This window comes from Nostoc sp. MG11, assembly GCF_014904695.1.
Classification (GTDB): domain Bacteria; phylum Cyanobacteriota; class Cyanobacteriia; order Cyanobacteriales; family Nostocaceae; genus Komarekiella.
Genome location: NZ_JACXXN010000005.1, coordinates 398,932 through 423,728 on the forward strand (window position 1 = coordinate 398,932; position 24,797 = coordinate 423,728).

The window sequence follows — 24,797 nt, forward strand, 5'->3', positions numbered from 1 at the left end:
GGCTTAAATTCATAGTTTTGCAACAAAAGATTGCAAAAACACAATAAAACGCAATTTTATTTTACATATCTAGCATAAGACTGAAAACCGTACAATCTCTGAATGGGTCTACAGACTGTTGAGAGTATCCTATGGGAGTGCTGAGTGAGGAGTGATGTTAGCGTAGCGGGGCGTAGCCCATGCTGAGATTTGAGTGAGTCAAAGGAATCAAACAGTAGCTAGCTAAACATGAATAAATTAAAGTTTGTAGTTAGTGCAAAAGCTCCAATTACAAGCGATGAAGTATCTTTAGTGAATTATGTTTACTTAACACCATTTCCTTACTCTTCACTCAGGACGGGCTAAACGCCCCGCTACCGCTAACAGAACTCGGATAGGATACCTTCAACTCAAGGTGACAAATGTCAGGCAAAAACATTGTTTTTCTCGTTTTATTGCTGTTTATCCCGATTTCTTTGGCAGCCCACTTTCTGGAGTGGGGTGAATTGATAGTTTTCATTACAGCAGGATTAGCAATTCTGCCCTTAGCAGCTTGGATGGGTACAGCTACAGAAGAGATTGCTGTAGTAGTTGGCCCGTCATTGGGGGGATTGTTGAATGCCACCTTTGGCAATGCTACGGAACTGATTATCGCCCTAGTTGCTCTTAAAGCTGGATTGGTAGAAGTAGTCAAGGCCAGTATCACGGGATCGATTATCGGCAATTTACTACTAGTAATGGGTCTTTCCATGCTTTTGGGCGGTCTGCGCCACAAAGAGCAGACATTTCAGCCAATTGTGGCGCGGGTGAATGCTTCTTCTATGAATTTGGCAGTAATTGCAATTTTGCTGCCAACAGCAATGAAATTTAGCTCTCAAGGGATTGGCGAAGAAACGTTGCAAGATCTTTCCGTTGCTGTTGCTGTAGTGTTAATTCTCGTCTACGCCCTAACGCTGCTATTTTCGATGAAAACCCACTCCTATCTATATGATGTGGGTGTAGCAGAAATAGAAGCCGAGGAAATACCTCACGCCAAACCAAATATTTGGTTGTGGAGTGGGGTGTTGCTAGTATGTACCCTGCTAGTAGCAATTGAGTCAGAACTGCTTGTTGACTCTTTAGAAGTAGCTACATCTCAGTTGGGTTTAACGGCACTATTTACAGGGGTGATTCTTGTACCCATTATTGGCAATGCTGCCGAACACACTACAGCAGTAACGGTGGCAATGAAAGATAAGATGGATCTTTCTGTTTCTGTGGCTGTGGGATCGAGTATGCAGATTGCCTTATTTGTCGCTCCCGTTTTAGTTATTGCAGGGTGGGTAATGGGTCAGCCGATGGATTTGAATTTCCATCCCTTTGAACTAGTAGCTGTGGTTGTATCGGTGTTGATTGCCAATAGCATCAGTTCTGATGGTAAATCCAACTGGCTAGAAGGCACATTGCTATTGGCTGCCTATACGGTTTTAGGTTTTGCCTTCTACTTTCATCCAGTTATCGATGGCGTAGGGTAGTCAACTGTAAAAGCGATCGCTTGTTGTAGTTTAACCAAAAGCGATCGCTTTTAATTAAAGGTGATAGCACATCCTACTCTACAAAAAGTTTCTAACCACCATCTGCGGGGGGACAATTTTTTTTGAATCTAGAGTCTATCATTGTTGTCAAACTCTGCATTGATCATTGCTTAAATGAACTGACTTGGTACATCCAGTAGTGTAGTGTTATTGGTCGCAGTATAAACATGCTACAAACCGCATCAGCAGACCAACTACGAACTAAAGATAATTTTGCAAATTTGCTTAATGGCATTTCCATGAGATCACATAGTATGTTATTGTCTAAACCGTTGATTTAGGAGCAATATTTTACAAATTGATGGCTTGATTACAGATAAAAAAAGTACAAAGCCTAAAGCAAAGTAGTCTAATTAAACCGAAGAATGAGGAAAGAAAAGGAGATAATCACAGGTTATCTGAAAAAATTAGTACATATTTTTTAATTAATTCAGTATGCACTATTCCGGAATAGCAGCATTTTTGTTCGTCAAAAGAAATATTGGTCTTAGTAAAATGAACTACCATGACTGAAATTGGCATGCTGATGACGAGCGTGTTAACAACAAGACAAGCATCTGGGCCCAATTTGCCGGAGCAGCAATTATTTCAGATGGAAAATGGCGTGCATCAGTCAACAGAGAGTCAGTTATCTCTAACTGCTCAAGTCACACCACCTGAATTTATGCAGGCAGATGCAACTCCCCAGGCTGCGATGTCAGCGCTCACAATAGAAAAAGAAAATACACTTAAAAAAATCAGAAAAAATAATCAGTCTCTAGGTTCTTCTGGCTTGGCTGAACCCCAGAAGTATTCCCAGTCCGTAGGCAAAAGCCGTAAAAAGGCTGTAGGAAAATTTCAGAAGTTTAGTAGCCAACCTCTGCCAAATCTCTATTTTGGTAGCTCTGGTGTAGCCGTTAGAGCCTTGCAACGATTGTTAATCTCTAACGGCTACACTATCCGCATTGATGGTATTTTCGGGGCACTGACAGAAACCGCTGTCAAGGCCTTTCAAAACCAGCAAAATTTAGCGGTGGATGGAGTAGTTGGTCAACGAACTTGGCGGGCGTTGACAATTTAGTCATTAGTCAATAGTCAATAGTCAATAGTCATTTGTATTAACTAAGGGCAAATGACCATTGACAAATGACCATTGACCAATTACCGATACTTATGCTGTTCTAATAGTTGTTGCGCTCTTGGCTTGTAAATCAAATAGAACAAAGCCTCAATGTAGCGCAACAAATCTTCCCGGTTTTCCTTCGAGGTAAAGTTCCAGAAGCCATAAATTCGTGCTAATGAGAGCAGCTTGGTAGTGTGAATTTTCCAAGTATAAGTGCTATAAACTCGGTCAATTGCTCGCTGAGAAATATCACCCCAGTAGTTAAGATTCTGTTCGCATTTAGTGACAAAATCTACAATTTTTGCGGCTGTCTCTTCTAAATTGGTCGGGTTAATGTAAAATCCATTAACCTTGTCCTGAATAATTTCTAATGGCCCACCAAACTGTGTGGCAAAAGTCGGTATTCCTGAAACCATTGCTTCCAAGATTGTCAAACCAAAAGCTTCAAATAAAGCTGGTTGCACAAAAATACCTTGGTGATCGGCGATTACTCGGTAGATTTCACCAGAATCAGTTTTAGACAGGCGTACACCAAGCCAGCGAATTTTCCCATGAAGATTGTACTCGTCAATGATTTGGTAGAGTCTGATAATTTCGTCACGTTCTTCGTTGTCGCCTGATTCTTCCACGCGCAACTTACCCGCAACTAAAATTAAGTTGCAATGCTCTTGTAGTTCTTGACTTTGGCCATAGCATTCGGCTAAACCTGTGAGGTTTTTGATGCGGTCAAGACGGGCCATTGAAAACAGAGGACGCTTACTGGGATCGTCGAGTTTGCCAAAGATTTGGGTCGGATCTTCTAAGGTAAATAGCGTTTCTGCAAGACGTTGGCGATCGCTTTCAACTCGGTCTTGAGTCTGCGAATAGGGGAAATAGTAATTTTCGTTTACCCCAGGTGGTACAACGTTAAATTTCGGACTAAATAATTCAATCCCATTCACCACATGGTACAACTCCGGCATGGTGAAGCATTTGTATGACTCATACTGTCCCACACTATCCGGGGTTCCAACAATTTCTTGGTAAGTGCTGCTGATGACGAAATTAGCAGCATTCATTGCAATCAAATCAGCAGTAAATTGCAAGGAAAAATGATATTTTTCCTCTAAATCTTGCCAGTAGAGGTTACTGAACAAATATTTAGATTTCTCCAATGCATGGGCAACATTGCACTGGGTGACTTTCATCCGCCGTGCTAGCAAAAATGCCACTAAATTCCCATCAGTATAGTTACCAACAATTAAGTCAGGTCTACCTTGAAATTCTGCTAACAGTTCTCTTTCCGAGTCAATAGCGTAGGTTTCTAGATAAGGCCAAAACTCAAATCGGGAAATCCAGTTTTGAGTCATGTTGGGATTAAATTCCCGCAAAGGTACTCGTAAAATCCAGGCGTTTTCAGTACCGTGGACTTTTTCCAATCTTTGATTACAAAGAGTACCATCACTATTGGGAATCAGACGGGTGAGAATAATCACCTTTGGCTGGACGTTTAGTTTCTCTAAACCAGCTAGAAGCGCATCTTCTTGCAACTGCTTTTCTAAACTCTTAGCCTGATCAAGTACGTAAACCACCTGACCACCAGTATCGGGACGCCCCAAAACACCCTCTTGCCCAAACCAACCGTGGGCTGAAACGAGGACGATTCTAAAAATCATCGGGACGCGAGAGATCAAGGCTTCTAAAGTCTGGGGATCGGGAGAGTCGATCAATTCATCGAGAATATTTAAAGTATCTCGCACGCGCTGGGCTGTATTACCCCAACCCGGTTCAAAACCCATTGTTTGCAATTGGAACCGGAAGTTTTCGTAAGGTTCCTCATTGGGGCGATCGCTAACAAATGTTATCGCTTTTTTAACTTGCTGGGAAAGCTGTTGTTGGGATTGAATGCGATCGTTGACTAATAATTGAACACCGTTATATTGGTGCAGACGCAAGAAATTTAATAAGCTTTCCAGCAATTGTTTGGAGTCTTGAAATATTTTGCTGGATAGATAGCGGTTGAGGAATTGTACCCCCTTCCCAATATTTTTAGGATCGCGGATCACAGGGGTGTAGTCATAAAAAGGCCCAAAATCTAACTCTAGCAGGTCGCCTTCGTTAGGCTGAAACTTGTTCACTAAGCGATCGCGTAGATCCAGTAGATCCTGCACCGTCATTGGTTTTACACTCAAGTCTGATGTCAACCAACAAATTTCTTGACTAGCAATCTTAGGACGGATAATGAAACAGAAGTTTGAGTCCTCCTGAATAATTTCCTGAGTGTAGTAAATTAATTTGCCTAAATCAGAAGTAGTACAAAACGTCTCAGATTTCTGGTACTTGGAGCAGTATTCACTGTATACATTCAATATGTCGTTCCGCAACAAATACTTTTTGTCTTGTTGACGTAATTCACTGATGAAAGAACGCAAATCACTCTTTTCTTCACTATCTAGGACTGCTTGGAATAATTCAGACACGGCAACCCCGCTAGAAAATTTTACATTGTTGGCTATCAAGGCAGAACTAAAAAGCTCCTACCTTGTTTGCATCATATAGAAATAGAAACACGAATCAATGCAGATAAATCATCTTTACCTTTGCATCTAAGGGTAGCTACTTTTTAGCAGAAACCTAGATCGTGTTCTTCTTTACTTAAAGTATCTGTTACTCAGTATTTTTTGATCTAACTAAAGGAATACAATTCTTGTTTCTTTTGATAGAGGTTAGAAAATATTGATACAACGGCACTGAGAGCGCTATCAGTTAAGTCATCAATTGCTTCGTATGTTCATTTACTATATTGTTTATTCGTGTGTATTTTATTGTCAGTTTGCTTACGGTGTCAAGATTTAGTTTATAGCTTGAGTAGACTTGTAAATTAATAACTTTTTGGTTCTTCAGTACATGCTATGCAAATTCCATAAATCTATACTGACTTCCTCGATTTGTTCTAAAAGCTCAACCCCCCATTCTCTAAGGATTTTTTTCACTGCTTCTTGTTTGCGTAGGCGTAGCCTGTCGTAGACATCGCTTAAAATTGCAATTAGTTTAGATGTGTCTAAATCTATTAATACTGCACAGTAATTACCTTTTCCTTTAACTAGAGCTATTTCATCAATTCCAAGTCTTTTGAATGCCGAAGGCTTTGAATCACATAATTCTTGGGAAGCGTCTTTTAACATTCTTTCTATTTCTTCTGTTGTCACTATCCCTTTATTAGCTACACTCTGTATGTCGTTTTCTAAAACTTCTTGTATTGTTTTGTATGCAAGCCGTTTTGTATAAGTCCTTTTCTTTCTCACAAAATCTAGGTCTTCACTAAATGGTTTTTTACATTTTTCACATTTAAATTGTCGTCTATTGATTTCTAAAAATACCTGTTTTTCTCCAAAAGGTAAGTCTTTAATAATATGTCTATGATTTTGATGTAATTTATGACTTTTTGTGCCACACTTAGGGCAAATACTATATAACTTTTCTGATTCAGTTTGTAAAATAATTCCAATCCCAGCATGAAGACGATGTGATATGACTTTTACATCGCCTAAATCAAGAAGCTCTGTTAAAATTTTAATATCTCTTTTGCTAGCCATAACTTTAAATACATCTAAAATGACCCTGATTGTATTTACAGTTAACAATAAATGCTTCTTATCTATCAATAATTATAGTACTTTTATTAATTATTTGACAGACTATTTTATAATTAAAACTAATATTTTTGCATAACAAGTACTGAAGAACCATAATTCTTGAAGTAATGATTCTGGGCATCTCACATCAAAGAACTGAGATTTGTCAGCTGCTTTTGATGAAATGCAGCTTGCATTAAATGTTAATTCTTAAGCCAAAAATCTCCTTCGCTAGTGAGAAGACTTTGACCCATCATTAAATCGATTGACCTACTTGCGCTGGTAGCTTTCTTCTCTACGAGAGGCTGCGCCAACGGGGCGTTTAGCCTGTCCTGTTTGCGTTTAATTTTCTGCCTATTTTTGTGAATTTGCAAGACTCACATACTTGGTATATTTTATTCAAGCAACCCACGACTTACTGCTTAACTTTTGCATACGAAATATCTAGCATTTAAATGTTTAAACATTTAAATGCTAAAACAGATGTTTCAATGTTTAGATGTTTAGGTTTAACAATTAAATGTCCAGATGTTTAGATATGCAGTATGATCTTGGAATTATTTGCGTTTAAATCGAAAATGATCATTACCGTAGCGGCTTTCAAGGGAGGTGTTGGTAGTGCGATTCGTTCTCTCTAAACCTAAGAACCTTTTCTTAGGGGGACGAGAGGCAAGGTCTGAATGGCTTTTATGTCATAGAACCTTGATAACTTAGTGTTTGATGTAGGGCGAGAGTGTAAAGAATATTTACATTTAATTCCCTACCCCCTAGGTGATAGGGGATAGCGACATCCCCATTTTGTGGCTTGACAACCTACAGGGTGAAGCGGGATGTAAAGCGGGTAATCAGAAAGTCGGTAAGAAATCCCCGCAAGCTGGGTGGAAATGGTTAGCAAAAGCGAACCTACGTTTGAACCTCCGTTACCTCCAACAAGCTCACCCGACTTTATGAGCTTGAGTCAAAATGACATGGCTGATGGTGTAAGAAGTTTGCCTAATTCTTACAATCACCCCAATTGCCCGGAGGATAGTAGGAACCTAAACCCACCGCAAAACAACCACTAGGAACGAAGTAACCCGCGTGTACCTCTCAGGATTAGGTCGAAAACCCTGAGAAGCCAGTCAGGTGCATGGGCACGTTGGGCAGGATTGCTTCAGAAGCAAATGCCTTGGGTAATGCCAAGGATACGCAGACGGAAGCACGAAGTTGTGGAGATAGAAAATCTTATATAGAGTTCAAAAGTCATGGACACAGCACCAAAGCTGATGTATGAATGGAAGAACTTACCTTGGCGCAAGTTAGAGGTGCAGGTTTTCAAGCTTCAAAAGAGAATCTATCAAGCCTCAATTCGTGGCGATGTCAAAACAGTCCGAAGACTTCAGAGGCTTTTAATTAAATCCAGGGCAGCTAAATTACTCGCTGTTAGGAAGGTAACTCAGGATAATCGCGGCAAGAGTACAGCATGTGTCGATGGTGTTAAAAATTTACACCATCCACAGCGCCTACAACTTGCCCAAAAACTGAAATTACCTACCAAGGTAATGCCTATTCGTCGAGTTTGGATACCCAAACTTTCGCAAGATGAAAAACGTCCCTTGGGAATACCAACCATTCGAGATAGGGCAGCGCAAGCCCTAGCAAAATTAGCACTAGAGCCAGAATGGGAAGCTCGATTCGAGCCTCACTCCTACGGTTTTAGACCTGGTAGGTCAGCCCATGATGCGGTTAAATATTTGTTTTTAAGTATTCGCAGACAGGATAAATATGTTCTGGACGCAGATATTAGCAAATGCTTTGACCGTATAAACCATAATGCACTCTTATCCAAGTTAAATACCTTCCCTTTGATGAGAAGGGCTATTAAAGCTTGGTTAAAATCTGGTGTGATGGAAGAAAACAATTTATTCCCAACTAATGAGGGAACACCGCAAGGAGGAGTTTTATCGCCTCTTCTTGCAAATGTAGCCCTTCACGGATTAGAGGAATATATTCAATCTGCGTTTCCCAAAAGAAAACTTATCGTTGGGGTTAAGGAAGCTAATTGGAAGCCAATTATTGTCCGCTACGCAGACGATTTGATCATCATGCATCGTGACGAACAAGAGTTAAAGCGAGCCTCATATCTCGCACAAAAATGGTTAGAAAAAATGGGGTTAGAACTCAGTCCGACTAAGACTAGAATCTGCCATACATTCAAGGAAGACTCTGAGGAAAAACCCGGGTTTGACTTCCTTGGTTTCACTTTTCAACAGTACCCTCTTGGCAAGAGAAACAGAAGATTTGTGGCAGGAAATGGTTACAGAAGGGAAGTTCTTCATAAGACCATAATTACGCCGACAGGTAAAGCCATCAAACGACATAAAGCTAAACTTAGTCAAATAATTGATGGGTTAAAAACAGCCCCTCAATCTCGTTTAATTCGAGAATTGAACCCCGTAATTACGGGATGGGCTACATATTACTCAGCAGTAAACTCCAAAGAAATTTTTGGAGAAATTGACCATTGGCTTTTTATCAAGTTGAGGCGATGGGCAAACCGTAGGCATCCAATGAAGTCGAAACATTGGATTGCGGGAAAATATTGGGGTATTGACACTAAAGGTGTATGGGAGTTTACAGATGGGGCTGATTCCCTAAAGAATCATAGAGAAACACCCATACGAATGCACGTCAATGTCAAAGAAGCCCGCAGTCCATTTGATGGGGACTGGACTTATTGGAGTAAAAGAACAGGTGAGTATCCGGGTATTCGACCGATTTTAACTAGTATGCTCAAATCACAGAAGGGAAGATGCCCTTGCTGCAACCTGTACTTCCATAGAGAAGATATTATCGAAGTTCATCACATCGATGGTAATCGCTCTAACAGGAAGTTCGCAAATCTCCAAGCACTACACGGACATTGCCACGATACTCAAGATGGGATTGAGGTACTTTAGCAAGCCATAACTTTGAGGAGCCGTGTGAGGTGAAAGTCTCAAGCACGGTTTTGAAGCCGAGTCAATTTGGCGACAAATTGGCTTAGGTTAACAATCTACAACAGCTTTACACCTAGCTACATACCTTCAGAACAAAGCCGACACATTGCTAGTAGACGGCGATCTCAACCGCAGTGCTTTGGATTGGTCTAACCGAGGTTGCTTACCATTCAAAGTTGCTGACGAAAAGCAAGGGATACGTTTGGCGAGACTTTATGAGCATATCGTGATTGATACGCCAGCCAGGCCCGATCCAGATGAGCTAAAAACTATTGCAGAGGGATGTGATTTGCTGGTAATACCTACGACTCCTGATGCGATCGCTTTGGCTGCAACACTCCAAATGGTTGACGCACTCAAAAAACTAAAGACGAACTATCAAATTTTGCTGACTCTCATCCCGCCAAATCCAAATAAAGCAGGAGAAGAAGCTAGAACATCTTTAGAACAAGCAGGACTACCTATATTCAAGTCGGGAATTCGACGGCTGGCTGTTTTCCAACGAGCTGCTTTAGAAGGTGTTCCAGTCAATGCTGTCAAAGACCCTTATGCTCAAATTGCATGGCGATGTTATGCCGAAGCTGGAAAGGAGATATTACTTTGAACAATAAGAAAAAAACTAGCCGTTTTGATCACCTGATTGATGCTGCCCGTAGTCGTAAACAAAGAAGAGAAATCCAAGGGGTGGCTGACGACCATCAGAACTTTAAAGACAAGCCACACTTAACCGACGATCATCTGACTTCTCAGAGCAAAAGCACCAGCCCCGACTATACCCGTACAACTATATATCTGCCCAAACAACTGCATCGACAACTTAAGGCAACAGCTGCTTCCCAAGAGCGGCAGATGAGCGATATTCTGACAGAGTTGGTTGAGCAGTGGTTGTTATCTAAAAGTCAGGGTCAAGACGGACATTAGTGAACAGTTAACGGGTAGTAGCGAGATAATGACCTAGTTAATCGGCAAATGATAGAGGCGATGCAACATCAAGTTGTTTTGTTATCAAAAGAGTTATGAGACTTGCGTATTAAAAAACTATTTCCTCGCCTTTCTGGGTGAAGCGAACTTCTTTAATATTCCATTGGGGATTACTTGTTAAAGTTTTGCGGAGACTGCCAAACAGAGCAAACTGTTCACAACTAGAAAGAGAGGTAAGTTGCCGCTTTGACTCAGGAGATATTCGCAAATCAACTGTAGCAATGCCATTTTTAATGTTGACACGATATCCAGACAAACTAAAGTCGCTTGTATCTCGTTTCTCAATAATTTTACCTACTGTATTTGTCACAGGTTCTTCAGCCAGTACTGAAACCTTTTGAGGAAGTAGCTCTTGACATTGAACATCACTTGTGTATAATGTGACGTTAGTAGTTTTGTTAGCAGCAGCTTGAGAAGTTGAAGCAGGTGTATTTTCGCTCACGGGTTCTTTGTTGATAGATTTATCTCTCAACTGAGCTACGCTGGGAGTTGGAGAAGTTGCGCTGTTTGGTGTTGTAATCGGCTTTGGTGATGATGTAAAGTTTGGTGTTGTGACTGGTGCTGATGTTTCACTGTCAATGTTACGAACAGTAGGGTTAGAATTACAACTGCTGAGGTTGACTGCGATCGCCACAATAATAAAGGATAAAAGATATCTTCTGCTGGTGTTAATAATTTTACTCATAGTTTTTTGCTACTAGGTTTTCTATCAACTTCAGTGTTGGTAGTATCAGTTCCGCATAAATTTACAAATTTTGAGTATATAAAGCTTCTATCCTAAAACCTACTTGCGAAGCTTTACTTTCTTACTTTATATTGGCTATTTTTATAACCAAGTCAACTATAGACTAAAAGTCTGTAACTACATTGAGAAAGCCTGATAATTCAGGCTTGTAGTCCAGATAGAGAGAAGTTCAAAGGTCGGCTTGTTACCATCAAAACTTCGTAGCAGACTTAGGTTAGTAGCCGCTGGCTTTATGTCACTAAACTAATAAATAATCAGAAACACTTATGCCTACCAACAAATCCAGCACGTCTGATCCCCGTAAAAGCGAATGGGATGGTACACCAATTGAGCAATGGGAGCCATCTAAGTGGAAGCAATGGAAATCTAAACACTCTGCATCAGACGAAGAGGCCAAGATAGAGCGTGAGTATCTTAGGATAAAACACGCTGTTCAGCAAGCTAACTTTGCTTTAAGTCTAGATAGAGTCAAGATTAAACTTAAGCTAACCAGTGATAAATCTATTGGTTTACAAGGGACTTTTCCATGTAAACCTGGTGATATTGGAAAAAATGGTAGTCCTAATAGGCAATATACCATTTCATTTGGTTTTGTTGCTAATGATGCTGGAGTAAAAACTGCTGTAATCAAAGCGCGGGAATTAGATTTATTGCTAATGACAAAGCAATTTCAGTGGACGCCATATTTGCTAGGTAAGCAAGCACAGAAAATAGAGTTACTAGATGAGGAAAAACCCGCTAGACTCATTAGAGAATTAATTGAGGAATATCAAAGGGAATTTTGGAAAACTCATGAGAATAACAGGCAAGGAATACGTACTTGGGAAAGTCATTACATGAGGCATCTTAAAAAACTTCCTCAAGATGTTCCTATGTCTCTAGAGGCGCTAGAGGAAGCACTAAAAAAGACTAAGCCTAATACATCGGCTAGGTTCTTTTTGGCATGGCAACTAAAAAAGTTTTGTGAATTCTGTGGTATTAATGGATTTAAAACAATAAATACGTATGCAACTCCTAAACCTAATCCTACTATTCGGAAAGTTCCGTTAGATGAGGAAATTCTCCAAGGATTTATCAAAATAGGTATGCCATTATCAGCTTATGCTAGTAAGGATAACATGACACAACCCGAACAATGGCAATGGGCGTATGGCATGTTAGCAACTTACGGATTAAGACCACATGAATTATTTGCTGTAGATATAGAAGCGTTCGTAAAAACAGCAAATACTTTTCATTTAGTAACTTTAAATCCTAGGCTTACAGAAGGTACTAAGACTGGTGAGCGGAGTTGTGGTATTCCTCCATTGCATCCCCATTGGGTAGAATTATTTGATTTAAAAAATATTAAATTTCCTTACAATCAAGGAAAACTTAGTAATAAAACTGCAAAAATTCACATAAAATTTAGAACCTCTGATATGGGGTTTAGCCCTTATAATTTACGTCATGCTTATGCAATACGTGGACATCGTTTGAGAGTCCCTATCAAGACAATGGCAGATTATATGGGACATACGGTACAAGAACATACCAAGACTTATCAAAGATGGATGAATGAGGATGCTAACTTGGAAATTTATCAAGAAGTGGTTATCCATAGACAAGGTATAACTAAGGAAGCTCTAAAATCGATAATTAGTGAGTTAGAGGTTGAAAATATTGCGCTCAAGGCTGAAAATGCAACACTCAGAGGGTTGTTAATTCAGCATCAATTAGGTGAATTGCTGAGTTAAAAGGTACATAACTAGGGATATCTGTCAGTTACCAGATTATCGTAGATAAACATTATCAAAAATTATTTTTTTTATTCGATACCTGGACAAGGAGTAGAATTTGTAATTGAGATTTCTATCACTCAGTCAGAAGTATGTAAGTAATATCAAGTTATTCCCAGACAATTTGCAAATTTAAAATAAAACCTTGTAATATATCCTCTCCTGATAATTCTGTAGGAAATTCTAGAACTTCTACTAGTTTGCCTTGGCGATAGATTTCAACTTGCCGTGCTTTACGGTTTATTAACCAGCCAAGTTTGACTTGATTATTTATATATTCTTGCATTTTGGCTTGGGTTTCTTCCAAGCTATCAGGCCAATCTTGGGGAGTAAATGAGTATACAGCGTGAGCGTATTATCCGAAAATAGAAGATATGCTGACTAAATCTAGGGTGTTCACGCTTCCAGGCAAGAAAGAACCTCTTTACAATTACGAGCTTCATCTCCCCCAATCCGAATTTGCCTGAGCGACTTTTACAAGAGGTTTAATGAATTAAACTTAAATAAAGAGCAAACAAATAATTTTTTAAGTGAAGAATATATCTCCTATCCTAAAAGAAATACATGAATTAAAAGAAAAAATTAGACAAGTTTTCAATAAGACAGATAATTAGTATCCGGGAGTCTTTAAACTGGGTAGTGACACATCTAAAATCGTTTGAATCTCTTCGTATAAGTAGCCTTGATAAATCAGTTTGACTGCCAACGCTTTCCTTACCTCACGGGCTTCTGGACGAAGAGCGATAAATTCTTGCAGTTTGGCGATCGCGTCCTGTAGATTATGGTTTATCATTGTTCACTGTTAGACAGATATATCTCTCCGTATTATCTCGTAGTCTTTTTCAAAAATCAAATCGGATTCTTATATGTACTGAAGAGCCAACTAGAGAATAACTCCTGGTAATTTGAGTTAAAAATTAGAAGTGGTACGAATAGCTTCTGCGAAAATATCGTTATTACTGAAAATGTGTCCGGAATCGATGACGACAAAAAAACTAGATTGATCGATATATTTACAGTATTTTCAATGATTATTAACTGAAAAAAGTTACGTATTTATATCTATATTTTAAAAAATTTTACTAGTTAAAGTATCACGATATATGGCTTTTAAGAGTACTTTGGTAAGCACTTCCATAACATAATCTACGCTAAATCATCCCTTATAGCTATACTGGACAAGCTTTTGGAACTAGAGATATTTAGTTAGCAAGAACAGGTATAGATAAATATAATTGTCGTGTATCTCATAAAGTTTGATTTACAGTGGTTTCACTGCACTCAAGTTTATACTAACAAGTATAAAAAGGATATAGAGTTTACATTTTTAGTACTTATGTTTTTGAAGAGGTTTAGTGGTGTAGTAGCGGTGATCGCATTGTCAGTTAGTGGTACAGCGATCGCTCAGACAACTAATAACTATATTTACATTGAAGTGGGTGCAGATAGTCATGGGAATCCAATTACCCTAGATTTGTCATCTATCAAAGGAACCGAGTATATCCTCTTACACAAGCATAATGCTCAAACAGTAAAAACAACTCTTTATGCTTCCTGTAGTGAAGGTAGATTGTTTTCAAAAAGAATTTCTCTTTATACATTAACTGGACGATTAACTAGTGATAATAAAACCGAACGAGAGATTTTTCTAAAGCCTGGAACTGCTGACGCTGGCTCTATGGAGATTGTTTGCCAGGCAGCAGGCATACACAAAGATTACTCAACTCAAAGCCAAAAGTTTTGAGCAAACCTAATTAATTCAGTAGATATAGTAAGTAAAAAAAAGTAAATAAAAAAGGAGAACGTTATCTATAAAAAAGTAGAATACCACCTTTATCTGACTAAATAGTACTAGATTTGTACTATTTATTTACAGCAAAGTGCTGAGTACTATTAGCGGTAGCGAGGCGTTTAGCGCTGAGTATAAACCCAGTTACTTCAAGGTTTTGAGCAATCAACACTGTCCTAACCTATGTGACTACGGCTATAATTACAGTAAATCTTAAAACTTATCCCCTTGACCTGCACTGGGGGTATTTTTGTTTATGAGTGTTTTGTTTTATTTATAAAAATTGTACACATACTGTGCAGGCAAAATTAGACGAATATCTGCCTCTAAAAAAGTATATAAAATTTGTTTATAAAATTATTAAACAGGTTATTTAAATTGAGATTAATACATATTGAAATAAAAGAATTCAATAAAATGTTAATATTTGTTAAATAAATTATAAGAAATATACATAAAAAAGGAAGAGCAGATTACTTTCCCGACTGACTTTTTAACTAATATCAATATCTACAAAAATGCACTTAATGTTTAAACAAAATACAATATAAAACCCCTTGCCTTACTGAAAGATTAATTCCTAATTTTTAAGTGCATTTTTATAGAAAATTGATATAAGCTATTAGCTTTTATGTGTTATTTAATGATCACTGGTAATTATTAAAATGTGAAATAGCTCCAGTTATGGCTGCTGCCTCCACTATAGTTATAGCCTCCACTATGGCTGCTGCCTCCACTATATTTGTAGCCTCCACTATGACTGTGACCGTAGCTTCCAAAATATTTACCTCCCTCGATAGTTTGCATTTCTTGAGTGGCTAGTTCATCAAGAAAGCTTTCGGAATCACGAAACAGATCATAACCAGCAGATTGTAGTTCTGAAATTTTTACATTAGCCATTGGGCTCACTCCTTTACTCTAAAGTAAGTATTTTTACATCACGAGTAAGATTAAACTATGTTTCGTCTAACTCTAGTTCTGATGATTACAAATTGTCTGAGACAAATCAAGTATTTAGAATTGATTGCTTAGACATAATTAATAGAGTTTTAGCTATATATATTTTTAGACTAGCGTTTGAGTTGCCAAAAAAAGAGATTTATTGAAAATTTGCTTAGCTTAATTATTGATTGACCACGGTATGGGTTGTTACAAAGCAGCTTTATCTTCTTAGGGTCGAGATGAAAGTTACAAAAATTGGTGCACTACAGCAAAGTTCTCATTTAGACAATAATTGCTGAGTTTAATTAGCTGTAAAATATACTTAAAAGCCGAATATCAAGCTTTCTTCATTAGGTCACTATTGATATGGTGAGCGATGTTGGCAGCAGTGATGCTAGAATGCCCAAGAGTAAGTAAAAAAGACTATAATCGCCGAGGCAGCAATGTTTACTATTAAATTTCCTATTTATTAATTGTTAATATTTTTACGCAAGTAAATAAATAAGGCATAATTACTTTGATTGTGTCTCACAAGACTATTGTTTTCTGTCAAAATCTTAGAGTTGGATTTATAGTTATTGAAATTTTACAATTGCTCTATCAATCGTGGTTGATGGAAGTCAATTTTTATTAAAAGAAAGCTAGTATTAAGATAATTGCTATAATTCAACAGAAGAAGTTAAATCTCCTGTTTGCCAAGCTATCTTCCTTTTACTCCTTTTTTGAAGGAGTCATTGTAGGCTGGAGAATCAAGTTTGAGCAAATTACGCACAGCCTGCTCTAAATCGTCCTCTTCAACTAAAGATTCTCCCATTAAAACTGCTTGTGTACCAGCCTCAGCTACAAAAGATAAATCAGCAGGTGTATACAGCCCTGATTCACTAACGACCATAATGCCTAAGCTTTGAAGTTGCGATCGCCTAGCTGCTAGTAGTTGCTGAGTGGTACTGATGTCGATGCTAAAATCTTCTAGGCTCCGGTTGTTGATTCCTACTAAACGTAGGTCATCAAGCTTTAATACTCGATCCAGCTCATCTAAGGTATGTACTTCTACCAAAGCATTCATTCCCAAATAGTGAATCACTCCCAAAAAGACTTGGAGTTCTCTATCTGAAAGAATTGCTGCGATCAACAGCACTGCATCTGCACCTGCTGCACGTGCTAAATAGATTTGGCAAGGATCTAAGATGAAGTCTTTGCATAATAGGGGCAACGATACCCGATAGCGGATGGCACGCAAATTCTCAAAACTGCCTTGAAAAAACTTCTGGTCGGTGATGACAGAAATACAAGTTGCACCACCACGCTGATAAGCTCTAGCCATTGCTACTGGGTCAAAGTTTGACCTGACAATTCCTTGAGTTAAGGATGCTTTTTTCACCTCTGCAATGATGCAAGGTCGGTAATAACTTTGTTGTAAAGCAGTGAAGAAATCTCGCACGGTTGGAGCAGCACTCACCTGGCGTGGAAAAGAAGCCCAAGTCATCTCTTGCTGAATCTGTGCGACTTCATGCTTTTTCTGCCACACGATCTCTTTAATAAGAGGTTGCAAACGGCTATTAGGGGTAGTAGCGGAGTAAGTCATAAGCTGCTGTGGATGGGGAGTTCAATATATTGTCTTTCCCAACTTGGCATAGCATCATGTTTGTATTTTTCAGAGATGAAGCCAAGTTGATTTGAGATCAAACGCTTCTACCGTCTCACTATCAGTTTGATTTGGCTTTGAGCTTGTAACTAGGCAGTTGTTTTTGAGCAACCGAATATAAGTACGGTAGGGTATGTAGTCTATCGGGTTATAGCCAACAAAACGCAGGATTAAAACACATGCCCAAGAATATTTGCCCGCAATAATTGCCTTAACAATTTGCTCAATTTGTTCATTATTGATTTTTCTACCCATTTGTGTTTGGTAATCAGTAATGTTTTGAGTCATAGTATGCACCCTTTTGTGTAAATTAAAACTAGTTTATGTCTGACAGAGTTTCTCCTTTATTTACCGAATTTACCTAGCTATTTTACTTCTGTAATAGAGCGAAATATACAAATTACTGCTGAAAACTAAGTAGTCATGTAAATGACAAAGCATAATAAATTTTATCAGAGTCTTTCGACTGAATATAACGCAAACTCTTGATGAGCAAGCCAGTTGCACTATGTGAAAAATAAAATTTTGATACCATAGAATAGGTTAAAAACAAATGACGCTGCTTAGAAAAGCATATGCTTTTACATACGATAAAATTAAGAGTTATTGCCAATCGATATTTTAAGGAGAGGCGGGTTCAACCAGCCTAATAAATATCTAGTTAAACCCACTCTTATAGATAAACCGTATTGCAGAAGCTGCTTCTTCGTTAAGCTTACTTAATTTCAGCAACAGATATATGAACATTTTTTTGATAGATATGTCTATTTTTTAGGTCTTAAAATTTTATTTGTTTTTTAGTAGAGATTAAGTTTGACTTAGTGAACTGGGCTTGGCTATCATCAACGTCTGAATGGTGATGAAACTTTCCTCGTGGTATTTTCACCAGTTGTACTGTCCTCTGAACAAGCCTTTGAGAACATATAAGTAGATATCATTTAAGGACTACATCAACGATAAAGGAACAAGTTGAGGTATAACATAACATAAAGAATCCAAGGAATTTACAATGAATAATTTGTTAATTAACTCGTCCATTTATTCTAATTTTGTTATGGCTGCAATATCTAATTAGGCAACCTAATAAGTTTATGGCTAATGATAGTTATTCTTTATAAGTTTTTCTGAGCTTACATTAATGTAGTTCTAATTAAGTATTAGATAATACAATATTTTGCTTCTGTTGAATAGCAAAAATAACAAATATATAGATTGAAAATACTGAATTAAACCTCAAAAACCAATTTTTTCCTCAAAGTCTGATAGCAATAATAGCAGTGTAGGCAATTGTTTGGAATAATTAGGCAGTTTTGATACTGATTCTAGTCATGTATTTTTGAATACATTTAATTTTAAAATTTACTACTACTTTTGATAGATACTTAAAATCTATACACTTGTTTATTAATAAAAAATATATTCCTTCTGATGGATGACTATGCATATTATTATATAGTTAAATCCCTGAATGAGCAACTTAAGAAAAGTTCAATTTATGAGCAATTATAAGTAAAAATTTGTTTATTTCAGAGCAAATATATCTGAATTAAAATTGACAAAATTATGTTAATGTGAATCCAAGTTTGACTGATGTCTGTTCTCTTTGTTGTTGTAAAAAAGCTACAGCTTGAGTAGCCAGAATCCAAGTTAGTAAATGGTTTCAGATTAGTTGTTATGTTTGGCAATAAAACTTCTAGAAGTTGAGTTAATGGATATGCTGAAAAATCATAGAGTTAAACATGACTCAAAATCATAAGTCACCTAACAATCGCTAGTTTGAAGTTAATTAGCCAAACCATACATAAGACTAATCAAGAGTAAAACTAATAGATATTAATTGTTTATTTTAGTGAGTAATTCAAAAATAAATGAGTTTTTTGATACTCTTGATTGAGGTCAGAATCTTAATACCGTGTTTTATATTAATGATTTTTTGAAATTTAGTAGTAAATCGGTGGGTGTCTAGAATACAGATGTAAAAAGTAGTTATGAACACTAGGAGTAAGTTGAATATTTGAGTATTTACTCATAAGTATCATAGCTATGCTTATTAGTGCTGCATTATTTGACAATATTTTTTTATATTACTAAAGTGCAATATGTCGCTATATTTTTGGTAAAATAGAATTTACAATCATAATCTTTTTTCCTGATTTGTTTTTGGCAAACCAATAATTGAGATCAAGTTTTTAGTAAGCTATAAGTATTAGTAAACTAATACTTATAGATTTAATATATTAACAAGGAGTGATAAAAATTCTGAATGGTGACGAGTTTTAGTGAAATATAAAGTTCACTTAGTTATGAGTTGTTAGTTAATAAATATCTTCAACTCAAAATTTACAGGTCTTGTAAAGAGTATTCGGCACAGAGTTTGGTACTTATTCCCTGCCAAAAATCCTAGTGATGGAAGAATGATGCACGAATCGAAAACAATCCTAGTAATTGAAGATGATACCGATACCCGCAATCTCTTCTTAGACGTTCTTGAGGCTCAAGGTTTTTACACAATAAGTGCTGAAAACGGTATTGCCGGTATACAGCAAGCTCAAAAACATCTACCCGACTTGGTGATTTGCGATATTCTGATGCCAGATATGGATGGTTATAGTGTTCTGACTACGCTCCGTCAAGATCCTGTTACAGCGATTATTCCCTTTATTTTTCTCACTGGTAGCAACACTCAGGCTGCTGTTCGTAAAGGCATGGAGTTGGGAGCAGATGATTATCTTACTAAACCTTCTACTATTGAGGATTTGCTCAGAGTGATCGCTGTGCGATTAGAAAAGCAAGCTTTACTTAGGTACTGGTATGCTACTAACTCTTATCCAACCTCTGAACCACTACCTTTATTGGTAGACTCTGAGTCAATCTTTCCGTTGGTTCCTCAACTACAAGCAGTTTTCGATTTTATTGAGGATAACTATCGCCAAGGAATTACTTTGTCTGATGTAGCTAAGGCAGTTGGTTATTCATCTGCTTACTTGACTAACCGAGTCAAAGAACTAACAGGAGAACCTGTGAATGTTTGGATTGTCAAGCGCCGAATAGCAGCAGCACGTCCTTTACTTAAAGATACTAACCAGACAATTGAGCAGATCGCCACTACACTGGGCTATCAAAATGCGTGTCATTTCTCTCGCCAGTTTCGTCAGCATAACAATGGACAACCTCCTAAGGTGTGGAGAAAACAACATCAACTTCTTCAAGCTACCAGAAACGTGAAGCTGCAACTCATAAAAACTCATGGTAAGGTGGGAAATCTCGTGCCTTTAAGTTGCTCATCAAAAGTAAATTACTAGGCTATTTTGCGTTCAAATTACACATTTTTTCATGGGGAGTACTGCATGAGTTAGGCTCCCCAGCTTGTATTACAGCAAAATAAAGGCGTTAGGAGTCGGGACAATACTACTTAGAGTTTCGCATTTTTAACTCGGAATTTGTGGGGAAAAGGTAAGTCCATTCCTGTTCGCCCTTAGCGTTCCCCTACGGGAAAGTTAAGCTACAAAGCAGCGTCACCCCGAAGAGGTTAAAGGTTATTTGAGTTTACATGCAATTTAAATGTGTAACAGCTTAGTTTTGATTACCTTTATGCTTGGTCAACTTCTGCACTAATAATTGCACTCCTAAAGCCAACAAACCAACAGCTACTATACCAAATACCCCAGATCCTAAGGCAAACACGCCGACAACCAGAGTACGAACAGCAGAGGAAATTTTTACCACTAATGGATTTACTGAATGAATTGGTTTGGTGGCAAAATTTGTAGCGATCGCAATCATCAATGAATATACTGCAAAACACATTCCTCCAGAAATCACCGCTCCGGTTATACAGCGTAAAGGACTCGCTGTAACTTTTACTTGAGCTTCTGTTTGTTGAGTTATATTTGGATCACTCATAGTATTTCAGATTTTAGATTGGGTTATTGGGGATAATTCTTGCCCCATTTTTCATTAACGATAAAGCTTTCTTTAAACTGATGATATTACTTGAATTCCATGTGTAGTCATGCAGGTAACAAATAATTCTAAATCTTCGTCAGGAATGGCTTCCTGCAAATGTAGCTTAACTGCTTTTGCTTGTTGTTCAGATTCTACAAGAGCGAACACTGTTGGGCCAGAACCAGACATCATTGTTCCTAAAACACCTTCTTGAGTTGCAAACACCTCTCGCAGTTGCAAGACTTGAGGATAAGCTGGCAATACTACTCGCTCTAAATCATTATGGAGTTTTTGAGCAATTTCTTTCGCGTCTTTATTCAGGATAGCTTTAACTATTTCTCCTGAATGAACTGCATGAGCACGCGCTGTCAAACTCTCTGTATCTCGAATATAAGAATTGCCAAACTGTTGTCTATAGGTTTTGTATGCCCAAGCGGTGGAGACTTCCAGACTGCGGTATTTTGCTAATACTATATATATATGATCTAAACTTGGCAGGGCAGAAAGTTGCTCACCTCTACTTGTAGCGATTGCTGTTCCACCCGCTATACAAAACGGCACATCTGAACCGAGTGTAGCTCCTAACTCCTCTAATTCTGACTGAGTTAGTCCCAATTTCCACAGTAAATCTATCCCCACCAAAACAGCAGCGGCATTCGTAGAACCACCAGCTAACCCAGCAGCTACAGGAATATGCTTCTTGATGGTAATTTCTACACCTCCATATTTACTAAAAGCTTCAGGAAATTGCGTCGTCATTAGTTCTGCTGCTCGGTATGCCAAATTACTTTTATCTGTTGGCACCTTTGGATGGTTGCAGTGAACACGAATGGTATCGACGCTTATGGAACGCACATCTATTTGATCGGCAAGGTTAATACTTTGGAGTATCATCGCTAACTCATGATAGCCATCAGGGCGATCGCCGATGATTTCCAAATACAAGTTGATTTTGGCAGGAGCAATTAGGGTGTAGGAACGCATGTTCAGTACTGAGTTGTAGCTACTCTAAGGTGAGTAAATTAGTTAGAGTTACCCACTGGTTAACGCTGAGGTCTTCGGCACGGGCTTGAGGATTTATTTCTAATTGTTCCAGTAAGTGGGTCAGGCGATCGCGTTCTACGACTGATTGCAAATTATTTCGTAACATTTTCCGCTTTGCGCTGAATCCCAATTTGATCAAATTTTCCAACCGTCTTGGATCAAGTGCTGGTATTTCGATTTTTCGAGGATACAATCGCACGACTGCTGAATCTACTTTCGGCGGTGGGTGGAATGCTCCTGCTGGAACTGTGCAAATTAACTCGCACGTTGCCAAATATTGCACTCGCACACTTAATGCCCCAAATGCTTTTGACCCTGGTTTAGCATACAACCTTTCTGCTACTTCTTTTTGTACCAACAGCACTATCGAGTCAAACGGTTCAGGGTTGGGGTTGGCGATCGTACCCAGTAGTTTCTCAATGATTGGGCCTGTGATGTTGTAGGGGATATTGGCTACTACTTTATTTGGCTTTTGGAAATTGGGAAATGCTGCTAAATGGGATGGTAAATCTAGGGTGAGAAAGTCTCCTTGTAGCAGGAGAAAATTTTCAGCTTTACCCAGTTGTTTAGCTAAGAGTTTGCATAAGTCGTAATCTATTTCAACTGCGACTAGAGACTGTACCAAGGGGAGTAAACGACGAGTCAGAATGCCGGTTCCTGGGCCAATCTCTAGAGTATGATCGCCTTCTGTACACTCTGCTGCTTTAATAATTGCGTCTAGAGCCTTTTCACTTTTGAGCCAATGCTGAGCAAAGAGCTTGCGCGGTCGTACCATTAATTTTTCTTATTTTGTATATGTTTTAGCTTTTTCCAAAAAACTCGCTTCTTACTTTTTTCTTACTTTTTAGCTGTTACTTTTTCCTAATTTTATATTCACATATGTAGAAAATAGGAATAGGCATCGCGAAAGCACTCTTCAAATAAAGTGCGCTTGCTTGGTAAATAGCATTAGACCTCTTGCAAAAGTGGCTCAGGCAAATTCGGATTGGGGGAGATGAAGCTCGTAATTGTAAAGAGCAGCAATCAGATCAAACCTCAAACCAAATCTTTTTCGGCGATTTCTATAAGTAAGGGATAAAATTTTAAATACTTTCGGCTTCCGATGTACATGCTCACATAAAACCCTGATTTTAGCTAATTCTTGATTACTCTTTTTATCTTCAGAGGTTAACTTACCTGCTCTGGGCTTTTTCTTGGGAATCCGACTCTTCCCATGTAGTTTCTGAATACCTTGATAACCTTTATCTCCAAAGCATTTTATATCTTCCCTCAACCTCACCTTACTGTTTTTAAATATACGAAAATCATCCTCTCTACCTTTGCCATGAGCGGTGCAGATGATTTGACCATTCGCTCGGTCTACCAATACTTGTGACTAAGCGCGTATGCTGTTTCTTTTTCCCACTGTAGAACTTTTTTTGTTTTTTAGGGCGTTTAATCGGACTTTCTGTAACATCAACTACTACGACTTCTAACTGATAATTAGAAGTCGTGAGTTCTTTCTTACCTGGAAGCGTGAACACCCTAGATTTAGTCAGCATATCTTCTATTTTCGGATAATACGCTCACGCTGTATACTCATTTACTCCCCAAGATTGGCCTATATGGAAGTAGGTACGGTACTCTCTCCAGTATTCTAATGTCATTAACAATTGCTCTTCTAAGCTTAATTTACCCAGCCGTCCTGTTTTCTGTTTTCTGTTTTCTTCGCTCAAGCGTAGGCGCAGCCCGTCGTAGACATCGCACTGATACCGTTGGCGAATTCATTGGAGGGGTGATTTTCGGTAACTTTCTTTGACGGGTTTCCACGACAGTACAAGGATTTTCAGCGTTAAGAAATATTTCGCCAACGGTATCCGCACTACCTCTACCATCTCGTTAAAAGTATCTGGACGTACACCACGCAAGCGTTTAAAGTCTTTTGACTTCAGGCTCTTTACCTGTTCGTAGGTCATAGATGCTACCCAACTCGTTGTTTTGCGCGTATCGACTAACTGAGCAGATAAATCGGCAATTTGCTTTACGTATATATTAGTGAGGGTTGCAATCCCACTCAACCGCATAGCCAAGTTGAGAGCTACCCGTTCTCCCATCAGCAGTGCATCAAGCGAACCATCAATTTCCGCCACTATCTGCCCTGGTTCACACATAGCACCTTCACTCACAACAGGCACAAAGGAAATTTTTTGATTCAAAAGGTGAAAGACTCTAGCTGCAACTGGTAAGCCAGCAATGAGCCCTGGAGCATTAGCGATCCACCGGGCTGTTTTCGATGGAGCATCTGGGACTAATAGACTATTAGTAGTGCGATCGCCGCGGCCAACATCCTCCAAAAGCCAGCCAAGCAAGAGAGGGTCTAACACCAGCCAAGGGGGCAAAACAGCAAAATAGCTCATAGTTTCGTAGCTTCCTTATAAATATCTAGGAATACTATAAGCTAAAAAGCTGACGGTGTATGGATTACAGCGATGCCAAAAGTATTTTTCCAGAATAGATGGAAAAACAGTTGACAAGAATAGGGAGGTTCGTTATATTGGATAAGTGCCTGAGAGAGGGCGCTGGAAAGCGCAGTCCCAAAAGGCAACCGAACCATGAAAAGATTATAGTTTGAAAGCCATAATAGAGCAAGTGGCGTGCGTCAATAAAATAAGATAACTAAGCTGAAGTTAAAAAAGAGCAGC

At 38.4% G+C, this 24,797-nt stretch carries 21 protein-coding genes and 3 pseudogenes; 9 read left to right on the forward strand and 15 right to left on the reverse strand.

The window, feature by feature from the left end; all coding sequences use genetic code 11:
* The first annotated feature begins 401 nt into the window (after positions 1-401).
* Positions 402-1,493: a calcium/proton exchanger gene (cax, locus tag HCR01_RS10845; RefSeq protein ID WP_193196203.1), complete on the forward strand. Its 1,092-nt coding sequence runs from the start codon at positions 402-404 to the stop codon at positions 1,491-1,493.
* A 565-nt stretch (positions 1,494-2,058) separates the two neighbouring features.
* Complete coding sequence (locus tag HCR01_RS10850) at positions 2,059-2,613, forward strand: peptidoglycan-binding domain-containing protein (RefSeq protein ID WP_193196204.1); 555 nt, start codon at positions 2,059-2,061, stop codon at positions 2,611-2,613.
* 80 nt (positions 2,614-2,693) lie between these two features.
* Here HCR01_RS10850 and HCR01_RS10855 read toward each other — a convergent pair whose 3' ends face one another.
* Complete coding sequence (locus HCR01_RS10855; RefSeq protein WP_193196205.1) at positions 2,694-5,114, reverse strand: sucrose synthase; 2,421 nt, start codon at positions 5,112-5,114, stop codon at positions 2,694-2,696.
* A 420-nt stretch (positions 5,115-5,534) separates the two neighbouring features.
* Positions 5,535-6,230, reverse strand: coding sequence for a transposase family protein (locus tag HCR01_RS10860; RefSeq protein WP_226889246.1), 696 nt, complete (start codon positions 6,228-6,230; stop codon positions 5,535-5,537).
* An 837-nt stretch (positions 6,231-7,067) separates the two neighbouring features.
* On the opposite strand from HCR01_RS10860, the gene HCR01_RS38585 reads away from it, so the two are divergent.
* The 4 genes from HCR01_RS38585 (at position 7,068) to HCR01_RS10875 (ending at position 10,168) form a co-directional block, all read left to right on the forward strand.
* Positions 7,068-7,220, forward strand: a complete 153-nt coding sequence (locus tag HCR01_RS38585) for a hypothetical protein (RefSeq protein ID WP_226889247.1) — start codon at positions 7,068-7,070, stop codon at positions 7,218-7,220.
* A gap of 293 nt (positions 7,221-7,513) precedes the next feature.
* Positions 7,514-9,208 carry a group II intron reverse transcriptase/maturase gene (gene ltrA / locus HCR01_RS10865; RefSeq protein WP_193196206.1) on the forward strand — a complete coding sequence of 565 codons (1,695 nt, stop codon included), beginning with the start codon at positions 7,514-7,516 and terminating at the stop codon, positions 9,206-9,208.
* A 145-nt stretch (positions 9,209-9,353) separates the two neighbouring features.
* Positions 9,354-9,851: a ParA family protein gene (locus HCR01_RS10870; protein WP_413773934.1), complete on the forward strand. Its 498-nt coding sequence runs from the start codon at positions 9,354-9,356 to the stop codon at positions 9,849-9,851.
* Positions 9,848-10,168 carry a CopG family transcriptional regulator gene (locus HCR01_RS10875; RefSeq protein ID WP_193196207.1) on the forward strand — a complete coding sequence of 107 codons (321 nt, stop codon included), beginning with the start codon at positions 9,848-9,850 and terminating at the stop codon, positions 10,166-10,168. Before HCR01_RS10870 ends, HCR01_RS10875 begins: the two co-directional genes overlap by 4 nt.
* 109 nt (positions 10,169-10,277) lie before the next feature.
* Here HCR01_RS10875 and HCR01_RS10880 read toward each other — a convergent pair whose 3' ends face one another.
* Entirely contained in the window at positions 10,278-10,913 is a 636-nt protein-coding gene (locus tag HCR01_RS10880) for a GerMN domain-containing protein (protein ID WP_193196208.1), read from the reverse strand.
* 326 nt (positions 10,914-11,239) lie between these two features.
* On the opposite strand from HCR01_RS10880, the gene HCR01_RS10885 reads away from it, so the two are divergent.
* Entirely contained in the window at positions 11,240-12,709 is a 1,470-nt protein-coding gene (locus HCR01_RS10885) for an integrase (protein ID WP_193196209.1), read from the forward strand.
* A 151-nt stretch (positions 12,710-12,860) separates the two neighbouring features.
* On the opposite strand, the pseudogene HCR01_RS10890 reads toward HCR01_RS10885, so the two are convergent.
* Together HCR01_RS10890 and HCR01_RS10895 are read right to left on the reverse strand one after the other, a co-directional pair.
* Positions 12,861-13,064: pseudogene (locus HCR01_RS10890) on the reverse strand (Uma2 family endonuclease); the annotation flags it as partial.
* 315 nt (positions 13,065-13,379) lie between these two features.
* Positions 13,380-13,523: pseudogene (locus HCR01_RS10895) on the reverse strand (IS630 family transposase); the annotation flags it as partial.
* 564 nt (positions 13,524-14,087) lie between these two features.
* Between HCR01_RS10895 and HCR01_RS10900 the strand changes: the two are divergent.
* Positions 14,088-14,495, forward strand: a complete 408-nt coding sequence (locus HCR01_RS10900) for a hypothetical protein (RefSeq protein WP_193196210.1) — start codon at positions 14,088-14,090, stop codon at positions 14,493-14,495.
* Positions 14,496-15,200: 705 nt separating this feature from the next.
* Here HCR01_RS10900 and HCR01_RS10905 read toward each other — a convergent pair.
* The 3 genes from HCR01_RS10905 to HCR01_RS10915 form a co-directional block, all read right to left on the reverse strand.
* The gene (locus HCR01_RS10905) at positions 15,201-15,440 is read right to left on the reverse strand and encodes a hypothetical protein (protein WP_193196245.1); all 240 of its coding nucleotides are present in this window, start codon (positions 15,438-15,440) and stop codon (positions 15,201-15,203) included.
* A gap of 742 nt (positions 15,441-16,182) precedes the next feature.
* Positions 16,183-17,067: an indole-3-glycerol phosphate synthase TrpC gene (trpC, locus tag HCR01_RS10910; protein WP_193196211.1), complete on the reverse strand. Its 885-nt coding sequence runs from the start codon at positions 17,065-17,067 to the stop codon at positions 16,183-16,185.
* Between the two features lie 69 nt (positions 17,068-17,136).
* Complete coding sequence (locus HCR01_RS10915; RefSeq protein WP_193196212.1) at positions 17,137-17,415, reverse strand: HetP family heterocyst commitment protein; 279 nt, start codon at positions 17,413-17,415, stop codon at positions 17,137-17,139.
* Positions 17,416-19,541: 2,126 nt separating this feature from the next.
* Here HCR01_RS10915 and HCR01_RS10920 point away from each other — a divergent pair.
* Positions 19,542-20,429, forward strand: a complete 888-nt coding sequence (locus HCR01_RS10920) for a response regulator (protein WP_193196213.1) — start codon at positions 19,542-19,544, stop codon at positions 20,427-20,429.
* Positions 20,430-20,700: 271 nt separating this feature from the next.
* Here HCR01_RS10920 and HCR01_RS10925 read toward each other — a convergent pair whose 3' ends face one another.
* From HCR01_RS10925 to HCR01_RS10945, 7 genes and pseudogenes are all read right to left on the reverse strand, one after another.
* Positions 20,701-21,030: a DUF3082 domain-containing protein gene (locus tag HCR01_RS10925; protein ID WP_193196214.1), complete on the reverse strand. Its 330-nt coding sequence runs from the start codon at positions 21,028-21,030 to the stop codon at positions 20,701-20,703.
* Positions 21,031-21,102: 72 nt separating this feature from the next.
* Positions 21,103-22,056: a 4-(cytidine 5'-diphospho)-2-C-methyl-D-erythritol kinase gene (gene ispE, locus HCR01_RS10930; protein WP_193196215.1), complete on the reverse strand. Its 954-nt coding sequence runs from the start codon at positions 22,054-22,056 to the stop codon at positions 21,103-21,105.
* Positions 22,057-22,075: 19 nt separating this feature from the next.
* A complete protein-coding gene (gene rsmA / locus HCR01_RS10935) occupies positions 22,076-22,891 on the reverse strand; it encodes a 16S rRNA (adenine(1518)-N(6)/adenine(1519)-N(6))-dimethyltransferase RsmA (protein ID WP_193196216.1) in 816 nt (271 codons plus the stop codon).
* 195 nt (positions 22,892-23,086) lie between these two features.
* Complete coding sequence (locus HCR01_RS40730; RefSeq protein WP_413773935.1) at positions 23,087-23,482, reverse strand: transposase family protein; 396 nt, start codon at positions 23,480-23,482, stop codon at positions 23,087-23,089.
* On the reverse strand, positions 23,430-23,657 hold the full coding sequence (locus HCR01_RS40410) for a hypothetical protein (protein WP_320073102.1): 228 nt from the start codon (positions 23,655-23,657) through the stop codon (positions 23,430-23,432). The genes HCR01_RS40730 and HCR01_RS40410 overlap by 53 nt, the downstream gene beginning before the upstream one ends.
* 24 nt (positions 23,658-23,681) lie before the next feature.
* A complete protein-coding gene (locus HCR01_RS40735; RefSeq protein ID WP_413773936.1) occupies positions 23,682-23,831 on the reverse strand; it encodes a helix-turn-helix domain-containing protein in 150 nt (49 codons plus the stop codon).
* A gap of 255 nt (positions 23,832-24,086) precedes the next feature.
* Positions 24,087-24,512: pseudogene (locus HCR01_RS10945) on the reverse strand (nicotinate-nucleotide diphosphorylase); the annotation flags it as partial.
* Between the last annotated feature and the right edge of the window lie 285 nt (positions 24,513-24,797).

Bases quoted from the DNA above. Each gene is read 5' to 3' on its own strand.
- HCR01_RS10880 (WP_193196208.1), bottom strand. From the start codon at position 10,913: ATGAGTAAAATTATTAACACCAGCAGAAGATATCTTTTATCCTTTATT.
- HCR01_RS40410 (WP_320073102.1), bottom strand. From the start codon at position 23,657: ATGCTGACTAAATCTAGGGTGTTCACGCTTCCAGGTAAGAAAGAACTC.
- HCR01_RS10900 (WP_193196210.1), top strand. From the start codon at position 14,088: ATGTTTTTGAAGAGGTTTAGTGGTGTAGTAGCGGTGATCGCATTGTCA.
- HCR01_RS10885 (WP_193196209.1), top strand. From the start codon at position 11,240: ATGCCTACCAACAAATCCAGCACGTCTGATCCCCGTAAAAGCGAATGG.
- HCR01_RS10915 (WP_193196212.1), bottom strand. From the start codon at position 17,415: ATGACTCAAAACATTACTGATTACCAAACACAAATGGGTAGAAAAATC.
- HCR01_RS10905 (WP_193196245.1), bottom strand. From the start codon at position 15,440: ATGGCTAATGTAAAAATTTCAGAACTACAATCTGCTGGTTATGATCTG.
- HCR01_RS10920 (WP_193196213.1), top strand. From the start codon at position 19,542: ATGATGCACGAATCGAAAACAATCCTAGTAATTGAAGATGATACCGAT.
- trpC (WP_193196211.1), bottom strand. From the start codon at position 17,067: ATGACTTACTCCGCTACTACCCCTAATAGCCGTTTGCAACCTCTTATT.
- HCR01_RS10850 (WP_193196204.1), top strand. From the start codon at position 2,059: ATGACTGAAATTGGCATGCTGATGACGAGCGTGTTAACAACAAGACAA.
- ispE (WP_193196215.1), bottom strand. From the start codon at position 22,056: ATGCGTTCCTACACCCTAATTGCTCCTGCCAAAATCAACTTGTATTTG.
- HCR01_RS10925 (WP_193196214.1), bottom strand. From the start codon at position 21,030: ATGAGTGATCCAAATATAACTCAACAAACAGAAGCTCAAGTAAAAGTT.
- ltrA (WP_193196206.1), top strand. From the start codon at position 7,514: ATGGACACAGCACCAAAGCTGATGTATGAATGGAAGAACTTACCTTGG.
- rsmA (WP_193196216.1), bottom strand. From the start codon at position 22,891: ATGGTACGACCGCGCAAGCTCTTTGCTCAGCATTGGCTCAAAAGTGAA.
- HCR01_RS10860 (WP_226889246.1), bottom strand. From the start codon at position 6,230: ATGGCTAGCAAAAGAGATATTAAAATTTTAACAGAGCTTCTTGATTTA.
- cax (WP_193196203.1), top strand. From the start codon at position 402: ATGTCAGGCAAAAACATTGTTTTTCTCGTTTTATTGCTGTTTATCCCG.